The 23,652-nt window shown below is 59.3% G+C and carries 25 protein-coding genes and 1 tRNA gene; 15 read left to right on the forward strand and 11 right to left on the reverse strand.

Annotated elements, in window-relative coordinates; all coding sequences use genetic code 11:
* Nucleotides 1-31: 31 nt before the first annotated feature.
* Genes M017_RS0117965 through M017_RS0117985 form a run of 5 tightly spaced genes read right to left on the reverse strand, consistent with a single transcriptional unit; the run spans nucleotide 32 to nucleotide 4,271 of the window.
* Nucleotides 32-1,132: an NAD(P)/FAD-dependent oxidoreductase gene (locus tag M017_RS0117965; RefSeq protein ID WP_031499527.1), complete on the reverse strand. Its 1,101-nt coding sequence runs from the start codon at nucleotides 1,130-1,132 to the stop codon at nucleotides 32-34.
* Nucleotides 1,122-1,361 carry a 2Fe-2S iron-sulfur cluster-binding protein gene (locus M017_RS0117970; protein ID WP_031499528.1) on the reverse strand — a complete coding sequence of 80 codons (240 nt, stop codon included), beginning with the start codon at nucleotides 1,359-1,361 and terminating at the stop codon, nucleotides 1,122-1,124. Before M017_RS0117970 ends, M017_RS0117965 begins: the two co-directional genes overlap by 11 nt.
* A complete protein-coding gene (locus tag M017_RS0117975; RefSeq protein WP_031499529.1) occupies nucleotides 1,349-2,446 on the reverse strand; it encodes an NAD(P)/FAD-dependent oxidoreductase in 1,098 nt (365 codons plus the stop codon). Before M017_RS0117975 ends, M017_RS0117970 begins: the two co-directional genes overlap by 13 nt.
* Nucleotides 2,443-3,378 carry a proline racemase family protein gene (locus M017_RS0117980; RefSeq protein WP_031499530.1) on the reverse strand — a complete coding sequence of 312 codons (936 nt, stop codon included), beginning with the start codon at nucleotides 3,376-3,378 and terminating at the stop codon, nucleotides 2,443-2,445. The genes M017_RS0117975 and M017_RS0117980 overlap by 4 nt, the downstream gene beginning before the upstream one ends.
* On the reverse strand, nucleotides 3,375-4,271 hold the full coding sequence (locus tag M017_RS0117985; RefSeq protein ID WP_031499531.1) for a dihydrodipicolinate synthase family protein: 897 nt from the start codon (nucleotides 4,269-4,271) through the stop codon (nucleotides 3,375-3,377). The genes M017_RS0117980 and M017_RS0117985 overlap by 4 nt, the downstream gene beginning before the upstream one ends.
* 89 nt (nucleotides 4,272-4,360) lie before the next feature.
* Here M017_RS0117985 and M017_RS0117990 point away from each other — a divergent pair, with 89 nt between their 5' ends.
* The 3 genes from M017_RS0117990 to M017_RS0118000 are packed head-to-tail and all read left to right on the forward strand — an operon-like array spanning nucleotide 4,361 to nucleotide 6,083.
* Nucleotides 4,361-4,783, forward strand: coding sequence for a nuclear transport factor 2 family protein (locus tag M017_RS0117990; protein ID WP_031499532.1), 423 nt, complete (start codon nucleotides 4,361-4,363; stop codon nucleotides 4,781-4,783).
* 16 nt (nucleotides 4,784-4,799) lie between these two features.
* Nucleotides 4,800-5,432, forward strand: coding sequence for a BON domain-containing protein (locus M017_RS0117995; RefSeq protein ID WP_035957863.1), 633 nt, complete (start codon nucleotides 4,800-4,802; stop codon nucleotides 5,430-5,432).
* A gap of 6 nt (nucleotides 5,433-5,438) precedes the next feature.
* The gene (locus M017_RS0118000; protein ID WP_031499534.1) at nucleotides 5,439-6,083 is read left to right on the forward strand and encodes a LamG-like jellyroll fold domain-containing protein; all 645 of its coding nucleotides are present in this window, start codon (nucleotides 5,439-5,441) and stop codon (nucleotides 6,081-6,083) included.
* Here M017_RS0118000 and M017_RS0118005 read toward each other — a convergent pair.
* Nucleotides 6,080-6,940, reverse strand: a complete 861-nt coding sequence (locus M017_RS0118005; RefSeq protein WP_031499535.1) for a COX15/CtaA family protein — start codon at nucleotides 6,938-6,940, stop codon at nucleotides 6,080-6,082. The two genes, M017_RS0118000 and M017_RS0118005, sit on opposite strands and share 4 nt — an antisense overlap.
* A gap of 58 nt (nucleotides 6,941-6,998) precedes the next feature.
* Between M017_RS0118005 and M017_RS0118010 the strand changes: the two genes are divergently transcribed.
* From M017_RS0118010 to M017_RS30770, 5 genes are all read left to right on the forward strand, one after another.
* Complete coding sequence (locus tag M017_RS0118010; RefSeq protein WP_080507922.1) at nucleotides 6,999-8,753, forward strand: alpha/beta hydrolase family protein; 1,755 nt, start codon at nucleotides 6,999-7,001, stop codon at nucleotides 8,751-8,753.
* Nucleotides 8,754-9,524: 771 nt separating this feature from the next.
* The gene (locus M017_RS0118015; RefSeq protein ID WP_080507923.1) at nucleotides 9,525-10,169 is read left to right on the forward strand and encodes an ATPase domain-containing protein; all 645 of its coding nucleotides are present in this window, start codon (nucleotides 9,525-9,527) and stop codon (nucleotides 10,167-10,169) included.
* Nucleotides 10,170-10,172: 3 nt separating this feature from the next.
* Nucleotides 10,173-11,414, forward strand: a complete 1,242-nt coding sequence (locus M017_RS0118020) for a DNA polymerase Y subunit UmuC family protein (protein ID WP_031499538.1) — start codon at nucleotides 10,173-10,175, stop codon at nucleotides 11,412-11,414.
* Nucleotides 11,414-14,485: a DNA polymerase III subunit alpha gene (locus M017_RS0118025; protein WP_031499539.1), complete on the forward strand. Its 3,072-nt coding sequence runs from the start codon at nucleotides 11,414-11,416 to the stop codon at nucleotides 14,483-14,485. The genes M017_RS0118020 and M017_RS0118025 overlap by 1 nt, the downstream gene beginning before the upstream one ends.
* A gap of 71 nt (nucleotides 14,486-14,556) precedes the next feature.
* Complete coding sequence (locus M017_RS30770; RefSeq protein WP_080507924.1) at nucleotides 14,557-14,802, forward strand: tyrosine-type recombinase/integrase; 246 nt, start codon at nucleotides 14,557-14,559, stop codon at nucleotides 14,800-14,802.
* Between the two features lie 44 nt (nucleotides 14,803-14,846).
* On the opposite strand, the gene M017_RS0118030 is transcribed toward M017_RS30770, so the two are convergent.
* A tRNA-Lys gene (locus M017_RS0118030) sits at nucleotides 14,847-14,922 on the reverse strand.
* 66 nt (nucleotides 14,923-14,988) lie between these two features.
* Between M017_RS0118030 and M017_RS0118035 the strand changes: the two genes are divergently transcribed.
* From M017_RS0118035 to M017_RS29430, 3 genes are read left to right on the forward strand one after another with little or no spacing between them, the layout of a single operon-like run.
* The gene (locus M017_RS0118035; RefSeq protein ID WP_031499540.1) at nucleotides 14,989-16,014 is read left to right on the forward strand and encodes a Gfo/Idh/MocA family protein; all 1,026 of its coding nucleotides are present in this window, start codon (nucleotides 14,989-14,991) and stop codon (nucleotides 16,012-16,014) included.
* Nucleotides 16,007-16,921: a homoserine kinase gene (thrB, locus tag M017_RS0118040; protein ID WP_238325941.1), complete on the forward strand. Its 915-nt coding sequence runs from the start codon at nucleotides 16,007-16,009 to the stop codon at nucleotides 16,919-16,921. The genes M017_RS0118035 and thrB overlap by 8 nt, the downstream gene beginning before the upstream one ends.
* Nucleotides 16,918-17,058: a hypothetical protein gene (locus tag M017_RS29430; RefSeq protein ID WP_155121480.1), complete on the forward strand. Its 141-nt coding sequence runs from the start codon at nucleotides 16,918-16,920 to the stop codon at nucleotides 17,056-17,058. Before thrB ends, M017_RS29430 begins: the two co-directional genes overlap by 4 nt.
* Here the strand turns inward: M017_RS29430 and M017_RS0118050 are convergent.
* The 4 genes from M017_RS0118050 to metF are packed head-to-tail and all read right to left on the reverse strand — an operon-like array spanning nucleotide 17,049 to nucleotide 21,065.
* On the reverse strand, nucleotides 17,049-17,933 hold the full coding sequence (locus M017_RS0118050) for a lysophospholipid acyltransferase family protein (RefSeq protein WP_051670410.1): 885 nt from the start codon (nucleotides 17,931-17,933) through the stop codon (nucleotides 17,049-17,051). The genes M017_RS29430 and M017_RS0118050 overlap by 10 nt on opposite strands.
* Nucleotides 17,930-19,033, reverse strand: a complete 1,104-nt coding sequence (mnmA, locus tag M017_RS0118055; RefSeq protein ID WP_031499543.1) for a tRNA 2-thiouridine(34) synthase MnmA — start codon at nucleotides 19,031-19,033, stop codon at nucleotides 17,930-17,932. The genes M017_RS0118050 and mnmA overlap by 4 nt, the downstream gene beginning before the upstream one ends.
* Nucleotides 19,026-20,138, reverse strand: a complete 1,113-nt coding sequence (locus tag M017_RS0118060; protein ID WP_031499545.1) for a cysteine desulfurase family protein — start codon at nucleotides 20,136-20,138, stop codon at nucleotides 19,026-19,028. Before M017_RS0118060 ends, mnmA begins: the two co-directional genes overlap by 8 nt.
* A gap of 6 nt (nucleotides 20,139-20,144) precedes the next feature.
* A complete protein-coding gene (metF, locus tag M017_RS0118065) occupies nucleotides 20,145-21,065 on the reverse strand; it encodes a methylenetetrahydrofolate reductase [NAD(P)H] (RefSeq protein ID WP_031499546.1) in 921 nt (306 codons plus the stop codon).
* Between the two features lie 26 nt (nucleotides 21,066-21,091).
* Between metF and M017_RS0118070 the strand changes: the two genes are divergently transcribed.
* From M017_RS0118070 to M017_RS0118085, 4 genes are read left to right on the forward strand one after another with little or no spacing between them, the layout of a single operon-like run.
* Nucleotides 21,092-21,862: an SAM hydrolase/SAM-dependent halogenase family protein gene (locus M017_RS0118070; protein ID WP_031499547.1), complete on the forward strand. Its 771-nt coding sequence runs from the start codon at nucleotides 21,092-21,094 to the stop codon at nucleotides 21,860-21,862.
* 8 nt (nucleotides 21,863-21,870) lie between these two features.
* On the forward strand, nucleotides 21,871-22,677 hold the full coding sequence (gene mutM / locus M017_RS0118075) for a bifunctional DNA-formamidopyrimidine glycosylase/DNA-(apurinic or apyrimidinic site) lyase (RefSeq protein ID WP_031499548.1): 807 nt from the start codon (nucleotides 21,871-21,873) through the stop codon (nucleotides 22,675-22,677).
* A 51-nt stretch (nucleotides 22,678-22,728) separates the two neighbouring features.
* Nucleotides 22,729-23,100, forward strand: a complete 372-nt coding sequence (locus M017_RS0118080) for a PadR family transcriptional regulator (protein ID WP_031499549.1) — start codon at nucleotides 22,729-22,731, stop codon at nucleotides 23,098-23,100.
* Complete coding sequence (locus tag M017_RS0118085) at nucleotides 23,081-23,488, forward strand: hypothetical protein (RefSeq protein ID WP_031499551.1); 408 nt, start codon at nucleotides 23,081-23,083, stop codon at nucleotides 23,486-23,488. Before M017_RS0118080 ends, M017_RS0118085 begins: the two co-directional genes overlap by 20 nt.
* Nucleotides 23,489-23,652 lie beyond the last annotated feature (164 nt).

A 23,652-nucleotide genomic window follows, 5' to 3' on the forward strand; every position in this document is an offset into this window, starting at 1 on the left:
TCCTGCTTGCGAATCTCTGCCGAAAGTAATTCTAAGTTCTCGAGCACAAATCCTTCACTTTAAGTGGCAATACTGGAGGTCTCACCCGGTCCTCCTGCCAACCCAACAGGAATTGCAGTGCTGGGCCACACATCCGTCCCTGACATGCACCCATGGCACACCGCGTTTTGAGCTTAGCATTGCGAAGGGCTGCAAGCGCTTGCAGTTTACACATTTTTACATCCTCGCAGCGGCAGACGATGGTGCCGGGAGTGGTGATCGCTCGTAATTCCGGACGCAGTGGAAAGCAATCTGCTAATAAATTCACGATTCCTTCGTGGCTGATTTGTAATCTGGTTTCGCTTCCTGCCGCAAAGCCTTCTGCCTCGGCTTTTTCCACTCCTCCGATCCCTGTGAGCTCACCGACCGCATAAACATTGGGGATGGAAGTGCATTGGAACTGGTCGACCTTGACAAAACCACCTTGAATTTCACAGCCGATTAATCGCGGAAGCTCTAAATTCGGGATTAAGCCAAAGCCACATGCGAGATAATCGCAACCCCATAATCTTCCATCTGACATCTTTACTCCCGAGGGAACTGCTTCTACCGGCCAGAGGCCTGCGCGGAAGCTAAGTGTGCTGAGACGGGCCGCTTGAGCCCATCGTCGCGGCGTTGTTGCAATGCCAGTGCAGAAGCGGAACCACTTTGCCCAAGGAGTTTGCTCTGCTACCAGGAGGATCTTAGCGCCTGCCTTTTTCAAATTTGCCGCCACGGCGAGGAGCAGGGGGCCGCTTCCGGCGACAATGACCCGCTTGTTCGCAACGTTAAGTCCGGCCTTGCTGAGGGCCTGGAGCCCGCCCGCGCCAACGACGTGGGGCAGCGTCCAGCCGGGGAAGGGCAGAAACATTTCTCGCGCTCCGGTGGCCAGAATGAGCCGCTTGTAATCGATTGGTAACGAAGCGATGTCCGAAACGGGATGTTGCAGGCGGAACTCGACGCCTTCGATCGCGCTGGCCTGTCCGCGCCAGATCTGTCCACCAGGACTCCAGTTGTCATCGAGCACAAGTGCGGAGCGTCCGGCACTCCTGGCGCCACGGGCCGCTGCGAGCCCAGCGGGGCCCGCTCCAATAATGAGCGTGTCAACCTTCATCGGTGAGCACCTTCATGCCTTCGCGTGTCAGAGTCTGGCAACCGCGGCAGTGGGCGAGGCCGTCGATGGTGACACGGCATTCCATACAGATGCCCATTCCGCAGACGGGGCCTCTGGCTTCGCCTTGTACGCTTCGCCGAGGCGAGAGGCCCAGGTTCATCAACACGGCGGCGACACTGGCGCCGTTGGGAACATCATGGGCCTTGCCGTTGATGGTTATACGTGGCATTCCGGGAACCGATCTGCCAGGTAGGGGCTTGGGGAGAGGGGGCCTGGCCGGCCCAGGATTGCGTCGGCAATCAATTCTGCGGTGCCAAGCGAGGTGGTAATGCCGAGGCCTTCATGTCCGGTGGCGAGATAGTTGCGCCGGGTTCCAGGGATGAGTCCGACGATGGGGAGATGGTCTGGCGTGGCGGCCCGGAAGCCGGTCCAGGTGCGGATGACATTCATCTCCGCTAAGAGCGGCAGGTAGTGGAGGGCGCGGTTCAGCATTTGAGATAAGAGATGGGGTTCGACATCAGAATGGGTGACTCCGAATTGACGGGAACTCCCGATGAGGAGTTGGCCGGTTTTGCGTGGTTGGATGTTGCAGGCGACGCTTTCCGTGCCGCTGCTGTGCGCGCTTTTGAGATAGCCGAGTTCGACGAGCTGGTGGTGGACGGCGCCCGGGTAACGGTCTGTGATGGCGAGATGACCTTTGCGGGGTTTGAGTGGCAGGGAGGGCATCAAATCGATTGCGGCGGCGCCGGTGGCAAGGATGATTGCGCTGGCGCTCAGGGTGTCTCCGTTGTGGAGCTTGAGGACCCCATCGCCCAAGGCAACGGCCTGTCCTTGCAGAACTGTGGCGCCTTGAGCCAGCCAGTCTGCCGCACATGGAGCGTAGATCACGCTGTCGCCGGGCACGAGAAAGCCACCGGCCATGCCGGGCCGCAGTGCGGGTTCTGCCGCCGCGAGTTGTTGGGCATCAAGAAGTTCCGTGGGGACGCCGCGTTCCGCATAGTAATTTTGCTTGCCGCTGACGGCCGCGAGCTCTTCTTCGTCGGCCGCCACCCAGAGGGTGCCGCGGCGCTCGAACTCGAGTTCGGGCGGCATCTGCGGGACCAGGGCATCCCAGAGATCGCGTGAGCGCTTGGTCAGCGTAAACTGCTCCTCACTATCGTCCATGACGACGATGTGGCCCATGCCTGCGGCAGTGGCTCCACCGCCGATGAAATCACGCTCGAGGATTGCGACGCTACGGCCCGCATTGAGGAGCATGCGGGCGCAGGCGGCCCCGACAATGCCACCACCGACGATGAGGATGTCGGCAGTCACCGTCGAATGCCCCAGCAGAAGGGATCGCGGGAATCGAGGAGCAGCGAGGCATCTGCATTGACGTAGGCACGTCCGGTAATCGAAGGGCGAACCCGATCGCCTTCCCAACGGTAGCTGCCCTGGAACTCGCTACCGACGATGCTTTCCTGACGCCAGATGGCGTCTTCGGCGAGCTTGCCGTCGGCGGCCAGGCAGGCCAGTTTGGCACTGGTGCCGGTGCCGCAGGGAGAGCGGTCGTAGGCCATGCCGGGGCAGAGGACGAAGTTGCGGGAGTCGGCTCCGGTGGGAGAGGGCCCGAAGAGTTCGATGTGGTCGATTTCGGCATTGTTTTCGCCGCGGATATTTTCGCGATGCAAGGCCTCGCGGATGCGGGCAGCTGTGTTGGTCCAGTGTTCGACGTCCTCGATGCGCAGGATCTCGGGCTGGGCGTCGACCAGGAAAAACCAGTTGCCGCCCCAGGCGATGTCTCCTCGAATGAGGCCGAGCCCGTCGACGTTGCACTCGACGCCTTTGCGATAGCGGTAGCTGGGGACGTTTTCGACGGTCACTTCTCCTGTGGGGGTGAGGGTTGCGATCACGGCGCCGACCGGTGTCTCGAGCATGTGTCTGCCCGCTTCGATGAGGCCGAGATAATTCATCACTGTGACCACTCCAATGGTGCCGTGGCCGCACATGCCGAGATAGCCGACGTTGTTGAAATAGAGGACACCGGCTCGATTCTCCGGATTGTCCGGGGGCAGCAGGACAGCGCCGACCATCACGTCGCTGCCACGGGGCTCGTTGACGACGGCACTGCGGAAGTGGTCGTAGTCTTCGCGGAAGCGGTTGAGCCGGTCGCTCATTGTGCCACGACCGAGGTCTGGGGCTCCTTCGACGACAACGCGCGTTGGTTCGCCGCCAGTATGGGAATCGATGACTCGGACGCGGGTCACAGCTTGGGCCTTGTGGCGAGGGCCTGGCGGATGATGCCGAGGATCTGCTCCCGTTCTGCCCCTTCGACGCGCAGGCGCGGGGCGCGTGTCTTTTCGCTGCCGAGCCCGACTTCGGCCATGCACATCTTGATGTACTGCACGAGTTTGATCTTTGTATCGAGATGGAGCAACGGCGTGTACCAGCGGTAGAGTTCGATGGCCTCGGTCCAGCGTCCGGCGACGCAGTGCTCCCAGAGGATGCGATTCTCATCCGGGAACGCGTTGACGAGCCCGGAGACCCAGCCTTGGGCGCCGAGCAGGGCGCTTTCGACAACCAGATCGTCGACGCCACTGAAGAGAATGTAGCGGTTGCCGAGCGCGGTTTTCAGGTCTGTGATGCGGCGCGGGTCGCCGCTGGATTCCTTGATGGCGACGAGGGTCTTTTCTTCGGCAAGCTCAAGGAAGCAATCGGTGGTGAGGTCAACAAAATAGCTGGGCGGATTGTTGTAGATCATGATCGGCAAGCTGCTGGCATGAGCCACGTCGCGGAAGTGCGTGAGCGCCTCACGCCGGTCTGCCTTGTAGATCATGGCGGGCAATACCATGAGTCCATCGATGCCGATGCGCTCTGCCTCGGCTGCATAGCGGCAGGCGGTACGGGTGGTGTTCTCCGCGACCCCGCTGAGCAAGGGGATGCGTCCGTTGACGACGGGCTTCATGGCCCGCAGGACTTCCATCTTCTCTTCGTAGCTCAGCGCGGTATTCTCGCCGACGCTTCCCAAGAGGATGACGCCGTGGATGCCACTGGCGATCATCTTGTCGAGATGTGCCGCTGTGGCGTCGAAGTCGATGCTCTCGTCATCGCGAAATTGTGTTGTCAGCGCAGGATAAACACCATGCCAGGTCGGGTTCATCGGAATCTCCATTTTTGCTGAAAATTGAGTTGCAGCGGCGGCCTCCGTGGCCTCCAGTTGCAGCAGCGCGATGCGATAAGCTAGGGCGCATGAAAACAAGAGTACTGCTTCTGGCCCTTGCTGCCGCCTTGTGCGCGTTTGCGGCCACTCCTGAAGAGGAAGTGAAGGCAACCATCGATCAATGGCGTACTGCCGTGATCAAGAAGGATAAGGCGACGCTGGATAAGTTGGTGGCGTCGAATGTGACTTACAACCACTCCAATGCATTGCAGGAAAACAAGTCGCAGATGTTGGCGGCGATGCTGAGTCCGGATATGGTGTATTCGTCGATCGACCTGAAGAATACGAGTTACCGGATCTACGGAAATACGGCGATTGTCTTGACGGATATGACCATTCATAATGCACAGAAGGGCGAGAAGAAAACGAGTCCGTTGAATGTGCTGATGGTTTGGGTGAAGACTGGTGGCAACTGGCAGCTTGTGGCACGCCAGGCGACGCGAATTCCGTAAACATAAGGGGGCAGTGATGACGAGCCGCAGGAACTTACTTCTTTCCATTGTGGCCAGCCCAATGCTGGCGCAGAAGACTGAGGCAGAACTGATCGAAAAGATCCGCAAGGAACTGGTCACGCTGCCCTATTATGGTTGTTTTGACTTTCTTACCTTCAAGTTGGAAGGGACCGTGGTCACGCTGGGTGGCTATGCGATGCGTCCGACGCTGAAAGAGGATGCGGAGCGGGCGATCAAGGACTTGGAGCGCATCTCCAAGATCGAGAATCAGATTGAAGTCTTGCCACTCTCTCCGAATGACGATCAGATTCGCTGGGCGGTTTTTCGCACCATTTATCGTGATGCCGCTTTGTCGCGCTATGCCCCGGGCGGTGGATTTTACGGTGGTCCGTTTAGCCGTCATCGCGGTGGTGGATTCTTTGGGGGACCTTTTGAGCGCTGGTCGATGCCAGCGAATAGTTCTGAGCCGCTTGGTTCTTATCCGATCCATATCATTGTCAAGAATGGCAATGTTGTGCTGGTGGGGATTGTCGATAACAAGGGCGACTCCGATCGGGCGAATATATTGGCCAATGGAGTTTCCGGTGTGTTCAACGTAAAGAATCTGCTGGAAGTGGATCCGTCGCAGACCTCGAAGAAAAAGAAGTAGCGCCGTATGGATCGCCGTGTGTTTCTTTTGTCGACGGCGTCGGCATGGGCTGCAGACGATTCCGAGACCTGGGTTCTGGATCGCCTGGACCGGATCGGCGGCCATCCGACGCAGGCCTTTGGCACTCCCGCTGTGATCCAAACCGAGCTTGGGAAGGCAGTGCAGTTCGATGGTGTGGAAGATGCTCTCTTTGTCGACAATCATCCGCTTGCCGGGGCGACGAACTTCACTTGGGAAGTGATCTTCCGGCCCGAGAGTGGCGGGCGTCCGGAGCAGCGTTTTTTCCATATGCAAGAGCAGGGAAGCCAGAGCCGCTTCCTATTTGAGACGCGCCTGACGGGCGATCAGTGGTGTCTCGACAGTTTTGTGGCCTCGAAAGCCGGAAGCCAAACTCTGATCGATCGCAAGCTGCTTCATCCCCTGGACCGCTGGTATCACGTTGCCATGGTGTATGACGGAACGGAACTGCGCAGCTTTGTCGATGGACGGCTGGAACTGAGCGCAAAGGTGCAACTGGCGCCACAGGGGCCAGGACAGACGTCGATCGGGGTGCGTTATACGAAAGTCGATTACTTTCGCGGTGTGATCCGTCTGGCGCGAATGACTCGCTCGGCGTTGCCGCCGGAAAAGTTTCTCAAGCTGAAGGCTTAATCGATCCAGAGAACGACGGCGCAGATCCAAATGGTTTGTGCGACCAGCAGATGAGTGATCTGCATCCAGCCGGGGGCGGACAGTGCAATATTCATGACGCCTAGGCCGATCTGGCAGAGGACGAGCAGCATTCCAGCGAGGGCCCAACGGCTCGCCGTGCGCCGGTGGATGATGCTCATCGCTGCAAAGACAATGAGTCCGGTGATTGCGGCGATGACAGGATGAATCCAGCGGAGCCGGACGAGGAAGTGCTGTCCGGCACTGAGATCGTCGCGAAGCTTTGCGACCAACTCGGGGCCGAAGGCGGGCTGCGAGGGGAAGAGTGTGTCGCCAAGCGCGGTGACGGCGCCTGTCATGTTTGTGATGATGAGCGCGGCGATTGCTACGAGGAGGAGACCGCGGGCGGTACTGCGTTTGGGCTGCATTGCGCCAGCGCGAACGGCGGCGGCCACGGCGCAAAACATCAGCAACATCGTGTTGGCGAGATGCAGGGAAATGACCACCGCACGATTCACACTCGCATCGTTTGCGACCAGTTCTTTCTTCACCAGGACTGCGCCGATGAAGCCTTCGAGCAGAAGAAAAAAGAACATGCCGATGGCCCAGGGCAGGGCGCGCGACCTGGTGCGCCAGAAGTAAATCAAGAGTCCTAAGCCTGCAAGGCCAGACAAGGCGCTGGTGACGCGATGGGTGAATTCGATGATGGTCTTGGCCTCTGGTGCGACGGGGACGACGACGCCCTGGCAAGTGGGCCAATGATTGCCACAGCCGGCACCTGCGCCCGCGATGCGCACCCAGGCGCCAAACAAGATCACCGCTACCAGATAAGCAACAAAACCCCAGGTCCACTTCTGCATGATTCCAGCTTAGCGAGTGTATTTCGTTTAGACTTTGGAAAGCAGGACGGTCTTTCTCGTGTTCTTAATTGCGCTGGTCTTTCTATGTCTTTTCCCTCTCTCTGCGCAGTCCACGGAGGACTCGCGGAATGTCGAGGTTCCGCATCCAAACTATCGTTTTGAGTTCCAGGCTCCACCTACGCTCGGAGAATGGAAAACAAGGCGAGATCTTCTGCGGCGGCAGATTCTCAATGCTGCCGGAATTTATCCAGGCCCTGCGCGCGGGAAGCTGAATGTAGAAATCACGCGCCGTCGCGAAACCCAGGATTACCGGATCTGGACTCTTCTGCTTGAAACATTTCCGGGATATTTTGTTGGCGCAGAAATGTATTTGCCGCCTGCTACGATGCGTGGCCCATTTCCGGTGGTGCTGAGTCCGCATGGACATTGGAAGCAGGGGCGGCTGACACATCGCGAAGATTATTCGGTGCCGAGCTTGGGTGTCAATCTGGCGGCGCAGGGTTACATCGTTCTCGCCTGGGACATGGTGGGCTATGGCGATGCCCGGCAACTGCCGCATGATTTCATCTCAAAGAGCCGGCAACTTTGGGGCTTCAGTCCGATGGGCTTGCAACTGTGGAATTCGATTCGGATGGTGGACTATGCCGAGTCGCTGGCAGAGGCTGACCGCAAGCGCATCGCGGTGACTGGGGCTTCCGGTGGCGGCACTCAAACCTTTCTGCTGACTGCGGTGGACGATCGGATTCGGGTGTCGGTTCCGGTGAATATGATTTCGAGTAGCATGCAGGGGGGCGATCCGTGCGAAGAGGCGCCCGGCTTGCGGCGTGGCACGAATAATGTGGAATTTGCCGCGATGGCTGCGCCGCGTCCGATGTTGATGGTGTCGGCCAGTGGAGATTGGACAAAGAACACGCCGAAGGATGAGTATCCGCGTGTGCAATCGGTGTATGCGCTGTACGAACAGCAGGAGCATCTGGCGAATGCTCATTTCGAGGCCGGGCATAACTACAACAAGGCGAGCCGGGAGGCTGTCTATGCTTTTCTTGCGAAGCATTTGCACCCGCTAGCTCCAGCTGGCGAACAGATTTCCTTTGAGTCCGTGTTGGAGCGGCATAAAGAAGATCTGTTGGAGATGCCACGGCAGACTTTGCCTGAGCGTGCTTTGGACGAGGCGGCAATCGATTTGGGCTGGAAGTCTTTTGTGGAGAAACAGAATCGATCAATTGGAGACCGGCGTTTTCTGCGTGAGCGCCTTCGGTTGACACTTGGGGTGAGTGCGGCTGGTTTGGTGGAAGGGAACACCAGCGGCAAGGTCACGCGGATTACTCGTTTGAAGCGCGATGAGATTGTGCAGGCGCTGCGGAGTCCGGGAGAGCGGGGAACCGTGGTGGTGATTCATCCGGAGAGTGCGCAGCGAGGCCTGGATAGCAAGGAGGCCGAACGATGGCGGAAGGCGGGGTACTCGGTATTGGCGCTGGAGCCGTTCCATGAGAGCAAGACGCGGGAGAGCTATCGCCGGGCGGATAAGTGGTTTTCGAGTTACAACGTTTCGGACTTGGCGATTCATGTGGAAGATATTTTGATTGCGTTGCAGTTTGTCCGAGGGGAAGGGGGAACGCGGACGCATCTCACCGGGATCGGGGATGCGGCGGTGTGGTGTACCTTTGCTGCAGCGTTGAATCCTTGGCCGGTGGAACTGGAGGCGAAGCTCGAGAAGTTTAAGGGGAGCGATGGGGATTTTCTGGGGGAATTCTTTGCGCCGGGGATGCAGCGGGCTGGTGGGTTGGGGGTGGCGGGACGGTTGCTGCGGTAGGAGGGCGTGATGGATGGGATTTACAGACACCGCTTCTTGTCGTATTGTTTCTTGCCTGTTCGCGGAATCGTAAGGCACCCACCCCGTGGGCCATGCTGAAAGCTGGATCTGTCAGTTTCTTTTGATTTTGGCCGCGGAGCTTCCTGCTGGGAGGCTATCGGTGTGGGTGAGGTTGGTGGGGTAAGGGAAGACTTCTCCAAGGAGTTTGGTAGGGGGATTGATTTCGCTTCGGAATACGGTTTCGGAGGATTCCAGAGCACACATAGCCCTCAAAGCAGCCAGCGTAAATGAGCAGAATTGAGGCGAGTCTTATCATCTAATTGCCTTCCAGAGTGCCTTTCCCCGATGGAAGATGCTGCGTCTCTGTGCCGACGAAACGGTATCCTGTGCTTGCATGGCTTGCAATGGATCGATCAACGGATTCCGAAGCTTGCCCTCAACAGAGCGGGCAATCATCTGGCGCCTTTTCGGTGTGTTATTGTGATCGATTGCGTAGGCCTACCAGCCGCAATCGGTTTGCTCATTCGTAGGAAGGGAATACCGCTCATTGACGTGCGTCTTTCGTGCGCGAACTGACTTTGAATCATCTATCTCTGATTGCACATCCTTGCTATCTGAGCATCCATTCTCTGCGACACGAGCAAATGCTAGGCCATCAGCGGAGACTCTAACGCAATGGAGCCTACTTCGCTTCGCGCGAGTCGCATTGCATTCAGCACTCCTCATTGACAATCCGCTCCGGGAAAGTCACAATGCAATTTGGCGAACAAAATGCGAAAGTCGTCCATGGCCTGTCTGCCAATTTTCAAGTTCGCAGACCTCAAAACATCCCCGCGCGACTTCGCGCCTTTGGGCATTGCCAGCCTCGACACGGCAATGGATGGCATGCCTCGCGGGGCGATAACCGAACTCTCAGGCAATCGATCATCAGGCAAAACCACGCTCGCCCTCTCTGCATTGGCAGCCAGTACGCGGCGCGGCGAGTATTGCGCCTATATCGACACCACGAATTCCCTTGATGTCGTCTCCGCCTCCAAGGCCGGCATCGAGCTTTCGCGATTGATTTGGCTTCGTTGCGATCACGATCTCCCCAACGCCTGTAAGGCCGCCGATGTCCTGCTCCATGCGGGTGGCTTTGGCATGGTCTGTCTCGATATTGCCGATGCCCGGGCCCGGGAGCTGAATCAGATCCCCGCTTCGTATTGGTTCCGCTATCGCAAGGCAGTTGAAAACAGTTCCACCTCCTTTGTCGTGCTCTCCGGCCAGCCGATGACGGGCGCTGCTTCTGCCCGCGCCATGGAATGCAAGCAATCAGAAGCGGCATGGCGCGGGCATCTTCTGAAGAGCATCCGTCTGCAGGCGATCCAGCGCAAGCCACCACGTTCCCCCATTACATTTTTCGCGAAAACAGGATGAGCGATGTATTGCTGTATCCACTCGAGCAATGAGGACGAAGAAGCCTTTGCGGCCATCTGCGAACTCGCCCTGCAGTTCTCACCGCAGACTGAGCCCAGACCCCCACAGGCGGTCCTCCTCGGCTTGCGCGGCCTTGAAAGGCTACTCGGCGATGGCGAGCAGATCGCACGGCAAATCCAGGCGCGATTGACGGTTCCGGCAAACCTCAGCGTCGCCGCCACGGCCAATGCTGCTTACCTGGCAGCGAAACATTTTCGTGGCCTCACCATACTCAAACCCGGACAGGAAGCTTCGTCACTAGCTTCCCTCTCGATCAGCAAACTGCCGATGCCTCCTGAGATGCTCGAAACGCTACGCAGTTGGGGCATTCGCAACTTCGCAGGCTTTACGGCATTACCCCCGCTTGGCATTCTCGAGCGTTTTGGGGAAGAGGGCCTGCGCCTGCAAGGACTTGCCTGCGGACTCGCCGAGCAGCCCTTGCGCTTGCTCCGCGCAGCCAGTGTCTATCAGCTGGAATCCCGTCTCGATTACACGCTCGACCAGTTGGAACCGCTGCTGTTCCTTTTGAATGCTTCGCTGCTCACCCTCTGCGAACGCATGCTCCACGACGGTGTTGCCGCAGGAGAAATCCAGATCGATCTCGGCATCGATACACGTTCGATCACGCTGCCCTATCCCTTGCGCGAAGCCAAAGTGATGCTGAAGATCTTGCATCTGCATCTGGAATCCAATCCTCCGGCCGGAGCGATCACGAAGGTCGATCTGAAGCTTGTTCCGGTAGACCTTCGAGTGATGCAAGGCGGACTCTTCCAAGCCGCGACTCCAGAGCCTGCGCGCCTGCAACTCACTCTGGCGCGTCTTGCCGCCCTGGTGGGCGAAGAGAATCTCGGCGCGCCCCGCCTCTTGGACAGCTATCGTCCGGACGCCTATCTTCTTGGGCCTTTGGAGATCCAAGCGAATCCTCCGTCAGATCCTGTTGCGTCTCCCCATCTGGCTATTCGTCTCTTTCGTCCTCCCTTGCCCGCCGAAGTGCGTCTGGAACAAGGACAGCCGCGCAGCATCCGCGCAGATGGCGTCGCTGGTAAGGTCTCCCGCACCGCGGGTCCCTGGCGCAGTTCTGGTGATTGGTGGAATGAACTCCAATGGAGGCGCGACGAATGGGATGTCGCCCTCGAACAGGGCGGCATTTATCGCATCTATCGCCAACCGGAAGAGCAATGGTTTGTCGACGGAGTCTATGACTGATGGGCGCACGCTATATCGAATTGCATGCCCGCTCCGCCTTCAGCTTTCTCGACGGATCCGCCACTCCCGAAGAACTGGTGGACCAGTGCGCGCAATGGGAGCAGCCCGCCATTGCCATGCTCGACCGGGATAGCCTCTCTGGCATCGTTCGCTTCCACAAGCAGGCAGGCCGGAAAAACATCGAGGCGCACATCGGAGCCGAGATCAGTTGCGAGGGCGGCACGCGCCTGCCCCTACTGGTGGAGAACCTGACCGGCTACCGGAATCTCTGCCGCCTGATCACCAGCATGAAGATGCGCGGCCCCAAAGGCGCGGCTGCGGCCACCACCAACGAACTCACGGAGTATGCGGCCGGGCTGGTCTGCCTCGCGCCGGCGGCAAACCGGCAACAGCTCGAAAGGCTGGTCTCCATCTACGGCGCTGACAGTGTTTACGTCGAACTCCAACGCCATCATCTGCGCGACCAGGAAGCCCGGAATCAACATGCGATCGACCTCGCGCAATCGCTGCAACTGCCTCTGCTCGCCACCAACGGTGCCCGCTATGACAAGCCCCATCGGCGGGAACTCCTCGACGTCTTCACCTGCCTGGCCCACAAGACCACGCTCGAAAAAGCAGGACGCCTGCTCGAGCGCAACGCGGAGTGTTATCTCAAATCCACTCGCCAAATGGAGCGACTCTTTGCCGATCTGCCGGAAGCACTCGACAACACGGTCGAGCTATCCGACCGGCTGCAGTTCCGCATTACGGATTTTGGCTATGAGTTCCCCAGATACCCCGTGCCCGCGGGTGAGACTCTCGATTCCTATCTCCGAGAGATGGTAATACAGCGCGCGCCCGCCCGCTTTGAACCCTATCGCCAGGCGGCTCGCGATCAACTCGGTAAAGAACTGAACATCATCGCCAAGCTCAAGTTGAGTGGCTACTTCCTCATTGTCTGGGACATCGTCGAATTCTGCCGGCGCGAGAACATCATGTGCCAGGGCCGCGGCTCAGCTGCCAATAGCGCCGTTTGCTACGCGCTCGGCATTACCGCCGCAGACCCGGTGAAAATGAATCTGCTCTTTGAGCGTTTTCTGTCGGAGGAGCGCGGCGAATGGCCCGATATTGATATCGATCTGCCGAGCGGCGAAAAGCGCGAACGGGCGATCCAGTATGTCTACCAACGCTACGGCCAGCGCGGGGCCGCCATGACGGCCAACATCATCACCTATCGCGGCCGCTCGGCCTTGCGCGACATCGGAAAGGTTCTCAGTTTGGAGGATGAGACCCTGAAGCGGCTAGCCCGCTTGGCACCGCGTTGGGGGTGGAAAGATACCGGGGGAACTCCCACCCATCTGTTTCGAGCAGCAGGCCTCGACCCGGAACATCCGGCCATTCGTCACTTTCTGAACCTCTACCACGAGATTCAAGACCTGCCCCGTCATCTCGGCCAGCATTCTGGCGGGATGGTGATCTGCCAGGGCGCGCTCGATTCCATCGTGCCGCTGGAGCCCGCCACCATGCCCGGCCGCGTAGTCCTGCAATGGGATAAAGAAGACTGCGCCGACATGGGCCTGGTGAAGGTGGATCTTCTGGGGCTGGGCATGATGGCAGTGCTTGAGGAAACCATTACGCTTATCGACCGGCATCAGGGCGAGAAGATCGATCTCGCGACGATTCCGCAAGATGACCCACTCGTCTATGAAACCCTACAAAAGGCCGACACCATCGGACTCTTCCAGGTGGAATCCCGCGCCCAGATGTCTTGCTTGCCCCGCTTGAAGCCGGAGACTTTTTATCACATCGTCGTGCAGGTCGCCATCATCCGGCCCGGCCCGATCGTCGGCAAAATGCTGCATCCCTACTTGCGCCGGCGGCAGGGTTTGGAAGCACCGGATTCGCTACACCCGTCGCTCGAAGAAGTTCTCGAAAGAACACTCGGCGTCCCCTTGTTTCAGGAGCAATTGCTGAAGATGGCGATGATTGCGGCGCGATTTAGCGGGGGCGAGGCGGAAGAGCTGCGCCGGGCCCTCGGCTTCAAGCGCTCCGCGCAACGCATGAAAGAAGTGGAAGTTCGGCTCCGGGCAGGCATGACTTTGAATGGCATTGTCGGCGCGACGCAGGACATCATCATCCAATCGATCACTTCCTTCGCGCTCTACGGTTTTCCCGAATCTCACGCCATCAGCTTTGCGCTCCTGGCTTACTTCAGCGCTTATCTAAAGTGCCACCATCTGGCGGCCTTCACCGCTGCAATGTTGAATCACCAACCGATGGGCTTTTATGCGCCTTCCACACTAGTACAGGATGCCAAGCGCCACGGACTGCGTGTCCGGCCTGTCGATGCCAATGAGTCCCATTGGGATTGCACGATGCTCGGCCCTTCCGCCATTCGCCTGGGGCTCAACTATGTCAATGGCCTCCCGCAAAGCGTCGCAGAAGCATTGATTTTCGAGAGAACCAGATCCGGCAGCTTCACCTCTGTCGAAAATCTTCGGAGAAGAGTGCCGGAATTGAACAGCAGGCATCTTCAAACTCTGGCGAGTATTGGAGCCATCAACTTTGGCAACCACCGCCGCGCGGCGCTTTGGGAGACCGCATTGCGAGAGCGGCCCGGCGGGAAACTCCTTGCGTCTTTGGAATCCGAGAGCGGCGAATGTCCGCTGCCCAGGATGACGCCTCTCGAGCGGTTCCGCAGTGATTTCCAGGGAATCGGGATCGGCATGGGGCCGCATCCGCTGGCCTATGAACGGGAACGACTCAAGAAGAGGAATGTCACACCAGCCGCCGATCTGAGTCAGTGTCGAGAGAACGCGCCGGTACGGGTGGCCGGCTGTGTCATCGCCAGACAACGGCCCGAAACAGCCAAGGGATTCGCATTTCTCAGCCTCGAGGATGAGACGGGGATCTCGAATATCATCGTCAGTCCTGACCTCTTTGAGAAGCGGAGGAACGAGATCCTCGGCTATCCCTATTTGTTGATCTCGGGCATTCTACAGGACCCCAAGGGAGCAATCGCCATTCGCGCCCAAGGCGTGCAAGCGCTCCAGATCGAAGCGCCGGCGACGCTCTCGCATGATTTTCACTAGCCATCCCCCACCTGCCGCTGGGGTAGGTTAGGACCAGACACACACTCGCTGCACCGGGCACCACAACCGGATTGACCCAGATCTCACTCTCGAGATTAGCCGAACACGCGAATATCCGCCGCGCAAATCCGCACCGCTTTCGCCACACACTTGCGACGGATTTACTGTCTAGAGGGGTACCAATTGCAGACGTGGCTGCAATCTTGGGCAACAGTGTAGCGATCGTCGAAAAGCATTACAAGCACTTTGAAAAAAGTGAACCAGAATGCACTCGGCCGTCTTTACAACTCCGAACCCGTTACGCCACAGTCACGTAGTGATGAGCAGGTGCAATAAATTCTTTAGAATCAACTATTTGAAATGGTGAGTCGGGTGGGACTCGAACCCACGACCACCGCATTAAAAGTGCGATGCTCTACCAACTGAGCTACCGACTCATTTCAACGTTTGAGCCGCTATGAACAGGCTCGTTCCAGCGACAATAGTAGTATAGCAAGACAGTGATGAAAGTCGGATTAATTGGTACCGGAGCCATCGCACATAAGCATGCGCAGGCCTATAAAAATATCGGTTATGAGATCGTAGCCGTCAGCAACAAGACCGAAGAACGGGGCCGCGCCTTCGCCGCGCAGTGGGGAGGCGAGTTTTTCCCTGATTGGGCCGATGTTTGCACGCATCCGAAGGTCGATTTTATCGATCTTTGCACCTTCCCTGATGTTCGCTTCGAACCCCTGAAGCTCGCCGCCGATGCCGGTAAGCATGTCCAGGTACAGAAGCCGATTGCCATCGATGTCGCAACCGCGCAGGCCATGGTCGACTACACGAAATCGAAAAATGTTTTATTGAATGTCGTCAGCCAGGGACGCTTTTATGACGCCGTAATGTTTTTGAAGCGGGCCGTCGATGCCGGACGGCTCGGAAAGATTTTTCAGGCCGATGCCTATGTGAAATGGTGGCGCAGTGAGGAGTACTATTCGCGCCCGATCAAGGGCAGTTGGGCTGTCGAAGGTGGCGGTTCCCTCATCAACCAAGGCATCCATCAGGTGGATTGGCTGCTGTATCTGATGGGCGGCGTCACGCAGGTCTTTGGCCAGTGGCAACTGGGGGCGCGGCACAAGATCGAAAGCGACGATGTGCTGAGCGCTGTGTTGCGCTATGCCAGCGGCGCGACCGGCGTGATCCAGACCTCAACCGCCATGTGGCCCGGCTTTACCGAACGCGTCGAACTCCATGGGACGAAGGGTTCCGCCATTCTGAGCGGTAATCGGTTGACCACCTGGGATGTGATTGACGATCAGGGCGAAGCGGCTCCGTTGTCGGAAGAGATCTCCAGCGGATCGAGTGACCCGATGGCGATTTCGGTGACTCCATTTGAGCGCACCTTCCTGAATTTCGGGGAGGCCATTGCCCAACACAAAGCGCCGCTGATCAATGGCGAAGAAGGACTTCGGGCTTTAGAACTGGTGCAGGCGATCTATACCAGCGCCCGCGAGAATCGCCTGGTACAGATTGGTGATGCCCGTGGCTAGTTGGTGGCGGCTGCGTGTTCCCGCCTCGAGTGCGAATCTCGGGCCGGGTTTTGATTCACTGGGCTTGGCGCTCAGTTTGTATCTGCATTGCCGTTTTCGCACCGCGACACGATTGACCATTACTGTTTCGGGCCGTGATGCGGAGTCAATCTCCACCGGCGAAGACAATCTGATCTGGCAGACGGCGTTACGAGTGGCCCGAGAGCTGGGACAGGAACTGCCGCCGATAGAGCTCGAGATTGTGACCGAGGCCCCGCTCGGGAAGGGGCTGGGATCGAGTGCTTCGGCGATTACAGCCGGGGTTTTGATTGCTGATGCGATTTTGGGGCTGAAGTGGAAGAATGAACGGATTCTCGATGTTGCCGCTAGCATTGAAGGCCATCCGGATAATGTGGCCGCCTGCATTCTGGGTTCCGTGGTGGCGAGTGCTGTCGATTCCGAGGGAACGGCGCATGCGGTTCGTTTGGAGATGCCGTTGCACTTCGAGGTGGCTGTTGTCGTGCCTGATTATCCGCTCCCGACGCACAAGGCGCGGGCTGCTCTGCCCGATAGTTATTCGCGAGCCGATGCGATCTTCAATATCCAGAGAGCTTCGCTGTTGATTGCGGCCTTATCGACCGGGACGGCGAGTGCGTTTCCAACCGCGCTTGAGGACCGGATTCATCAACCTTATCGCGCCGCCTTGGTGCCAGGGTTAGAAGAGATTCTTCGTCTGCGTGCGCCGGGGCTGTTGGGCTGCTGCCTGAGTGGCGCAGGTCCGAGCATTTTGGTCTTTTTGAATCAGGGCCGGAATGAGGTGACGGACGCGGTGACCAAGATCTTTGCGGCACATGGGCATGGCGCAGAGATTCTCGATGCGGATGTGGACCGGGAAGGTTGCCTGGTGTGGCAGGAGGGGGCCGCTTGAAGCGTCGCGCCGCGCTCGGGTTGCTGGCCGTGCCTCTTGCGGCGCAGGAGAAGAATCTCCGCGTTGTCGTGCAGATCGAAACAGAACTGGGCGATATTGTAGTGGCGCTCAGTGGGGATCGCGCTGGTCATGAATAGAGATCGGGGCTGCCTGCCGGGCGGGTTTTCCAGCGGCGGTGGAGCCAGAGCCACTGCTCTGGGTATTGGCGGATGACCCCTTCAAAGTGCCGGGTCAGGTTTGCGGTATCGGTCGCGACATCGCCGCTCATCGGGAAGATCGGATCGAAGCGCAGGATGTACTTGTTGCGCTTCTCGCTCCAGATCGCATAGCCGGGCAGCACTGCCGCGCCGGTCTTATGGGCGAGCTTTGCAAAGGTGGTGCCGGTCGAAGCCGGAATGCCAAAGAAGTCGACGAAGGCGCCGTTTTCGGGCATCGTGTTCTGGTCGATCAGGATCCCAACCGCTTCGTTGTTGGCCAAAGCCTTGAGAATGCCCCGCAGAAAATCCTGCTTGTCGAGGATGCGATTGCCCGAAAGGGTGCGGTAGCGCTTAATCAATGCATCGAGGATTGGGTTGTCCAAGGGACGGACGACGACGCTCATCGGTTCGGTGAGGTAGGCGTGCGCAAAGGCGCTGAGTTCCCAGTTGCCGATGTGCCCGGTGGCAAAGAGGACGCCTTTGCCCAGAGCTTTTGCTTCCCGGTAGTGTTCGAAGCCTTCGTACTCGATCCAGTCGTGGATGTTGGCCGCGTTGCGCGTCGGGAAGCGGGAAAAGAAGTAGAGCATCCGGCCGAGGCTGCGGTAGACGCCGCTGGTGGTCTCGATTGGGTTCGTTGGGGGCAGCGCGAGTTGCAGATTGCGCTCGGCCGATTGCCGAAGCCGGGGGGCGAGGCGATCGAGAGTCCTGGCAAGAGCGAGGGAAAAGCCCAAGGGAGCCTGCGACGCCACCGCAAGGAGGCTGCGCAGCAGAATGGCTTCGAATTGATTGCGGACGGCAGAGCGAGGCTTACTCACACGTCGCGCTCAATCCAGCCTCCGCCGACGACAAGTTCGCCCTGATAGAAGACGGCGGCCTGGCCGGGGGTGACGGCGCGCTGGGGCGTGTCGAAGACAACCTTGCCGTCCGGCCAGATGGTGGCTGGCGATGGGGTGTGGCGGTTGCGAATGCGCACCTCGGCGCGAATGGCTTCGTTGGGCTGGGCGATCGAGATCCAGTTGATCTCGCCTACGCGGAACTCCGCGCGCAGCAGGTCATCCCCTTTGCCGACAGTGACTTCGCGCGTATTTGGGTTCGTTTGGATCACGTAGAGAGGCTCGCCGACGGCGACATTCAGACCGCGGCGCTGTCCGACCGTGAAGTGATGGACGCCGTCGTGCTCGCCGAGGGTGCGGCCATCGCTGTGGATGATGTTGCCCGCCGCGGGAGTGACATCCATTCCCTGTTCCTTGGTGTAAGCCTCGATGAAGGCGGCGTAGTCCCCATTGGGGACAAAGCAGATCTCCTGGCTGTCCGGCTTGATCGCTACTGGCAGGCCGAGGTCTTCGGCGAGTTTGCGCACCTCCGTCTTCACCATGCCGCCGAGCGGGAAGATCGTCCGGGCGAGCTGCGGCTGGGTGAGGCCCCAGAGGAAGTAGGTTTGGTCTTTGGTTGCGTCTGCGGAACGCAGCATCTGCCAGCGGCCGGTTGCTTCATCAAAGCGGATCTGGGCATAGTGGCCGGTGGCGATGACGTGGGCTCCAACGCCGTCGGCCATCTCAAGGAACTGGTCGAACTTGATGAAGTTGTTGCACAGTGTGCAGGGAATCGGCGTTTTGCCAGCGATGTAGTCGGCTACGAAGGGCTTGACGACGTGCTGCTCGAAGCGGTCTTCAAAATTGACTACATAGTACGGAATGTCGAGGGTCTGGGCGACGTAGCGGGCATCGTAGACGTCGTCGATCGAGCAGCAGCGGCCAGTTGCCGCGTCGCTTGCGATTTCAGGCAGGCGTCGCTGATTCCAGAGCTGCATGGTGAGGCCGACAATCGGCTGCCCCTGGCGTTTCAGCAGCCCCGCGACCACGGAGGAGTCGACGCCACCAGACATGGCGACGGCAATGGGGGCGAATTCAGACATAAGCAGGGGACAACTTTCTAAGACGGCTGACACTTTCGGCGATTGCGCGCGCTAGAGCATCAACCTGCTCCTCTGTATTGGACGCGCCGAGTGAGAAACGGATTGCAGAACGTGCATCCGAGGGAGATCGGCCGAGGGCCAGTAGCACTGGCGAGGGCTCGACCGAGCCCGAAGAGCAGGCTGAACCACTCGACACCGCAAAGCCCTTCAAATCGAGTGCAATGACGAGGCTTTCGCCTTCGACGCCGGAGAAACAGATGTTTGTCGTGTTTGGGGCGCGATGGTCGCGGTCTCCATTGACGATGGCATTGGGCACCGTGGCCAGGATGGCCGCTTCCAGGCGATCCCGCAGGTCGTTCGATGGGATCGAAAGCACACTCGCGGCGCGGCCAAAGCCGACGGCGCCAGGGACATTCTCGGTTCCAGGGCGGCGGTCTCTTTCATGGTGTCCGCCGAAGCTGCGCTTGCGTAATGGAGTGCCCTTGCGCACATAAAGTGCGCCGATCCCTTTGGGGCCGTAAAGCTTGTGCGCGCTTAAGGACAGCAGATCGACCTGCCAGGCATTGACATCGATCGGGATGCGGCCGGGAGCCTGCACGGCATCGCAGTGGAACAAGATCTGATGCTCGCGGGCGATGGCGCCAATCTCAGCAACGGGCTGCACGGTGCCAATTTCGTTGTTCACCGCCATCACGGAGATGGCGCGGGTCTCGGGCCGGATCGCGCGGCGGATGTTCTCGGGATCGACAATGCCTGTTGCACCCACCGGAACCACCGTAACCGCGTGGCCGAGACGCTGCAATTCTTCCGTGACATTGAGGACGGCCGGATGCTCAATCGCCGTCGTGATGATGTGCCCTGCGACGCCAAAGAGGGCGAGATTGTTGCTTTCGGTGCCGCCCGAAGTGAAGACGATTTCTTCTGCCTTGGCCTGTAGCAGTTGCGCCACCTGCCGGCGCGCGGCTTCTAAGTGCTGGCGGGCAACTTGGCCTTCCCGGTGGATGCTCGACGCATTGCCGTGGATTTCGGCAAAGATATGTTGCATCGCGCTCCAGGCTTCGGGCGCGAGGGGTGTGGTCGAGTTGTGGTCAAAATAGGCGCGCATCGTCAGCTAGCGGCGGCGAACCGGAATGGAATCGCGCAGACCGAGGCTCTGGTAGATCTGGCGCGTCGCATCCGATCGGTTGAGCGTGTAAAGGTGCATGCCGCGCACCTGATTGTCGAGGAGGTCGCGGCATTGTTCGGTGGCCCAGTGGATGCCGACATTGCGTACGGCGGCCGGGTCGTCCTGGGCCCGCTGCAGGGCGCGGGTGAGCTTGGCCGGGAAGCGCGCGCCAAGCGCAAGCTGCGCCATGCGCTTCATGCCAGACAGCGAGGTGACGGGCATGATGCCCGCAATGATCGGCACGCGGATGCCGGCTAGCTCGCAGCGCTCGCGGAAGTCGTAGAAGTCGCGATTGTCAAAGAAGAGCTGGGTGCAGATGTAGTCGGCGCCTTCGTCGACTTTCGCGCGCAGGTAGTCGAGTTCGTCGAGGCGATTCGGCGTGTTCGGATGCCCTTCGGGAAAGCCTGCGACGCCGATGCCAAAGCCGCGCGGGTCCGGATGGGCTTTGCTGTCATTGAACTTGCGGATGAAGCGCACCAGGTTTGCGGCATGCTGGAAGGCATCATTGGCTTTGACGTAATTGGTGAGATCGCGCGGCGGATCGCCGCCCAGCGCGAGGATGTTTGAGACGCCGGCTGCTGCATACTTCTCGAGGATGCTTTGGATGTCCGATTCCTGGTGGCAGACACAGGTGAGGTGCGGAGTCGGGTCCAATGCGGTGGTTTGCTTGATCCGGACGACCAGGTTGTGGGTGAGTTCTCTCGTTGAGCCACCCGCGCCATAGGTGACGGAGACGAAAGAGGGCTGTAGCGTTTCGAGCGACGCGATGTTCTCGTAGAGGAGCAGCCAGTCTGCTTCGGTTTTGGGAGGGAAGAACTCGAAGGACAGTGTGGTCGCGTCGGCGGCGAAAATATCGCGAATATGCATGTGAACCCTTTATTCTAACGAATGCGATGATCAGTCTTCTCACCGACTTCGGAACAGCCGACCACTTTGTGGGGGTCATGAAAGGCGTGATTGCGACGATTGCACCGGAGACCCGGGTTGTCGACCTGTCCCACCATGTGCCGGCCTATGCGATTGCCGAGGCTGCTTTTCTTCTCGAGCAGAGCTGGCACTACTTTCCCATGGGCACGATCCACGTTGCGGTGGTGGACCCGGGCGTGGGCAGCGAGCGGCGTCCTTTGCTACTGGAGGCCGGCGGCCATTTCTTCATTGGCCCGGATAACGGCCTCTTTTCTTTTGTGCTGGAGAGGGACGGCGTGCAGACCTGGGTGCTGGACCAGCCTCGATTCTGGCTGCCGCTGCTGAGCGGGACCTTTCATGGCCGCGACGTATTTGCGCCTGTTGCCGCGCATCTGTCGAGCGGGGTAGCCCCCAGCAGCTTGGGCAGCCCGATTGCGGATGCGCACCAACTGCCTCGCCTGTTGCCCGTCCCGCAAACACCGCGCGACTGGACCGGCGCCGTGCTGCGGGTGGATCGATTTGGCAACCTGGTGACGAACTTCCGGGTGGCGCAGTTTTCTGAATTGGGAGCCTTCGCCTTGGTGGCGGGTGCCGAGCGAGTGGAACTGCGGGCAAGTACTTATGCAAAGTGCCCTCCCGGTGTGCTTTGCTTGATCGAAGGATCGAGTGGCTACTACGAGGTGTCGCTGGCGCAGGCGAGCGCGGCGGAGCGGACAGGTTTGCATGCGGGATCGCCGCTTGAACTGCACTTAGGTTAGGGGGACAGATGCCAGAGTTACCCGAAGTAGAAGCGGTGGTTCGCCGTCTGCGCGAACAGGTTGCTGGTGCGCGGATCCATAGCGTACATGTCGAACGTCGCAGTACCATCGCGCCGCAGCATTTGGAAGATTTCGAGGTGTTGGTGGGGAAGTCGATTGCCGGAGTGCGGCGCCGCGCGAAGTATATTTTTGTCGAACTGAGTGGCGGCGCTCTGCTGCAGGTGCATCTGCGGATGACCGGGAACTTGTATGTGCTGCCGGACTATCGCTTGCTGCCTGCCGCGGTGCGCTTCTGGCTGCGCCTGAAAGACGGGCGCGCGCTGGTATTTCGCGATGGCCGGGCCTTGGGCAAGGTGCATCTGGCGACTGCCGCTGATGTCGCGCAACTGGAAGCAAGCCTGGGGCCGGAACCGCTCGATGCGGCCTTTACGCCCGCGGTGCTGAAAGGGATTCTGAAAGGGCTGCGCGGCCCGGTGAAGCCAGCTCTCATGGACCAGAAGCGGATTGCCGGCATTGGGAATATCTATGCGAGCGAGGCGTTGTGGCGGGCGCGGATTGATCCCCGGATTGCGGCCGGAGCTGTGCCGGCGCGGAAGGTAACCGCCTTGCACGACACCATTGTGAAAGTGCTGGAGCTGGCTGCCGAGAGTGCTTACGCGGAGTATTCCGAGCCGGGGACCATTGCCGAGGCCGAAGGGTTTGACCTGGCCGTGTATGGACGTAAGGGGCAAGCTTGTCCGCGCTGCGGGAAGGCGATCGAACGGATTGTCCAGGCCGGGCGCAGCACCTTCTTTTGCGCGGGTTGCCAGGCTTGACATGGCAGTCAGTTTCCGATATATCAAATTCAGGTATATCGGGATCCGACTATGAGCGATCAAATTTTTCAGCACCTTCCTTTGGCTCCGGCGAGCCTACACATTCTGCTGGCTTTGTCGGGCGATGTCCTGCATGGTTACGGGATCATGCAGGAGGTTGCGCGGCAATCGGACAACCGTTACAAGCTGGGCCCGGGGACGCTTTATGACAATCTGCAGCGCCTGGTGGCACAGGGGCTGGTGGAGGAGCAGGCGGGGCAGGGCGGTGAGGAAGACTCGCGGCGGCGCTACTACGGCCTGAGCCGTTTGGGCCGCGAAGTCTTGCTTGCGGAGACCGACCGTCTGGATGGCGTTGTGCGGGCAGCTCGCCAGCGGCTTGGCGTGCGGGCTGGAAGGAGGTCCTATGTGCCGCAAAGTCTATGAGCTGGTGCTGCGCTTGCATCCGGAGGATTTCCGGGAGCGTTTTGCGACGGAAATGTTGTATGGCTTTGATCAAGCATCGGGAGGGTTTGCCATCGCATTGCTGCTGGTGGATGCCTTGATTTCTTTGCTGCGCCAATGGTTGTTTGGCGCCGAGTGCCGCAACATCATTTTCCATAGCAGCAATCCCTACTTTGCCCAGACCCTCGATCCTTACAAACCTCGATGGGCGGCCCTGCTGCTGGCGAGCTTGTTGTCCTTTGTCCTCTTGTGGCTGGTGCTTGCGGGTGTGAATCGAAGTGCTCCGGATCGCATGGCCTATCTGGTGTCGGTTTATCATCCGATTCCGCGCGCTGTTCCGGTTGTCCCCGCTGCTACGGTGAAACCATAAACGCCGGAACGCATTGTTGCGGCTGCCTATTTTGAGCGTGTGCCCGTTCTGAAGGTTCTTGATGAGGAGGGGGCTCTGAGTCTTGCTGTGTGGGAGGTTCTCACTGCTTCGCTGCCTTGCTTCCCCCTCTGATGCAGCCCGAGCCGAGGCGAACGGCCTCGTAC

This window comes from Bryobacter aggregatus MPL3 (assembly GCF_000702445.1).
Lineage (GTDB): Bacteria > Acidobacteriota > Terriglobia > Bryobacterales > Bryobacteraceae > Bryobacter > Bryobacter aggregatus.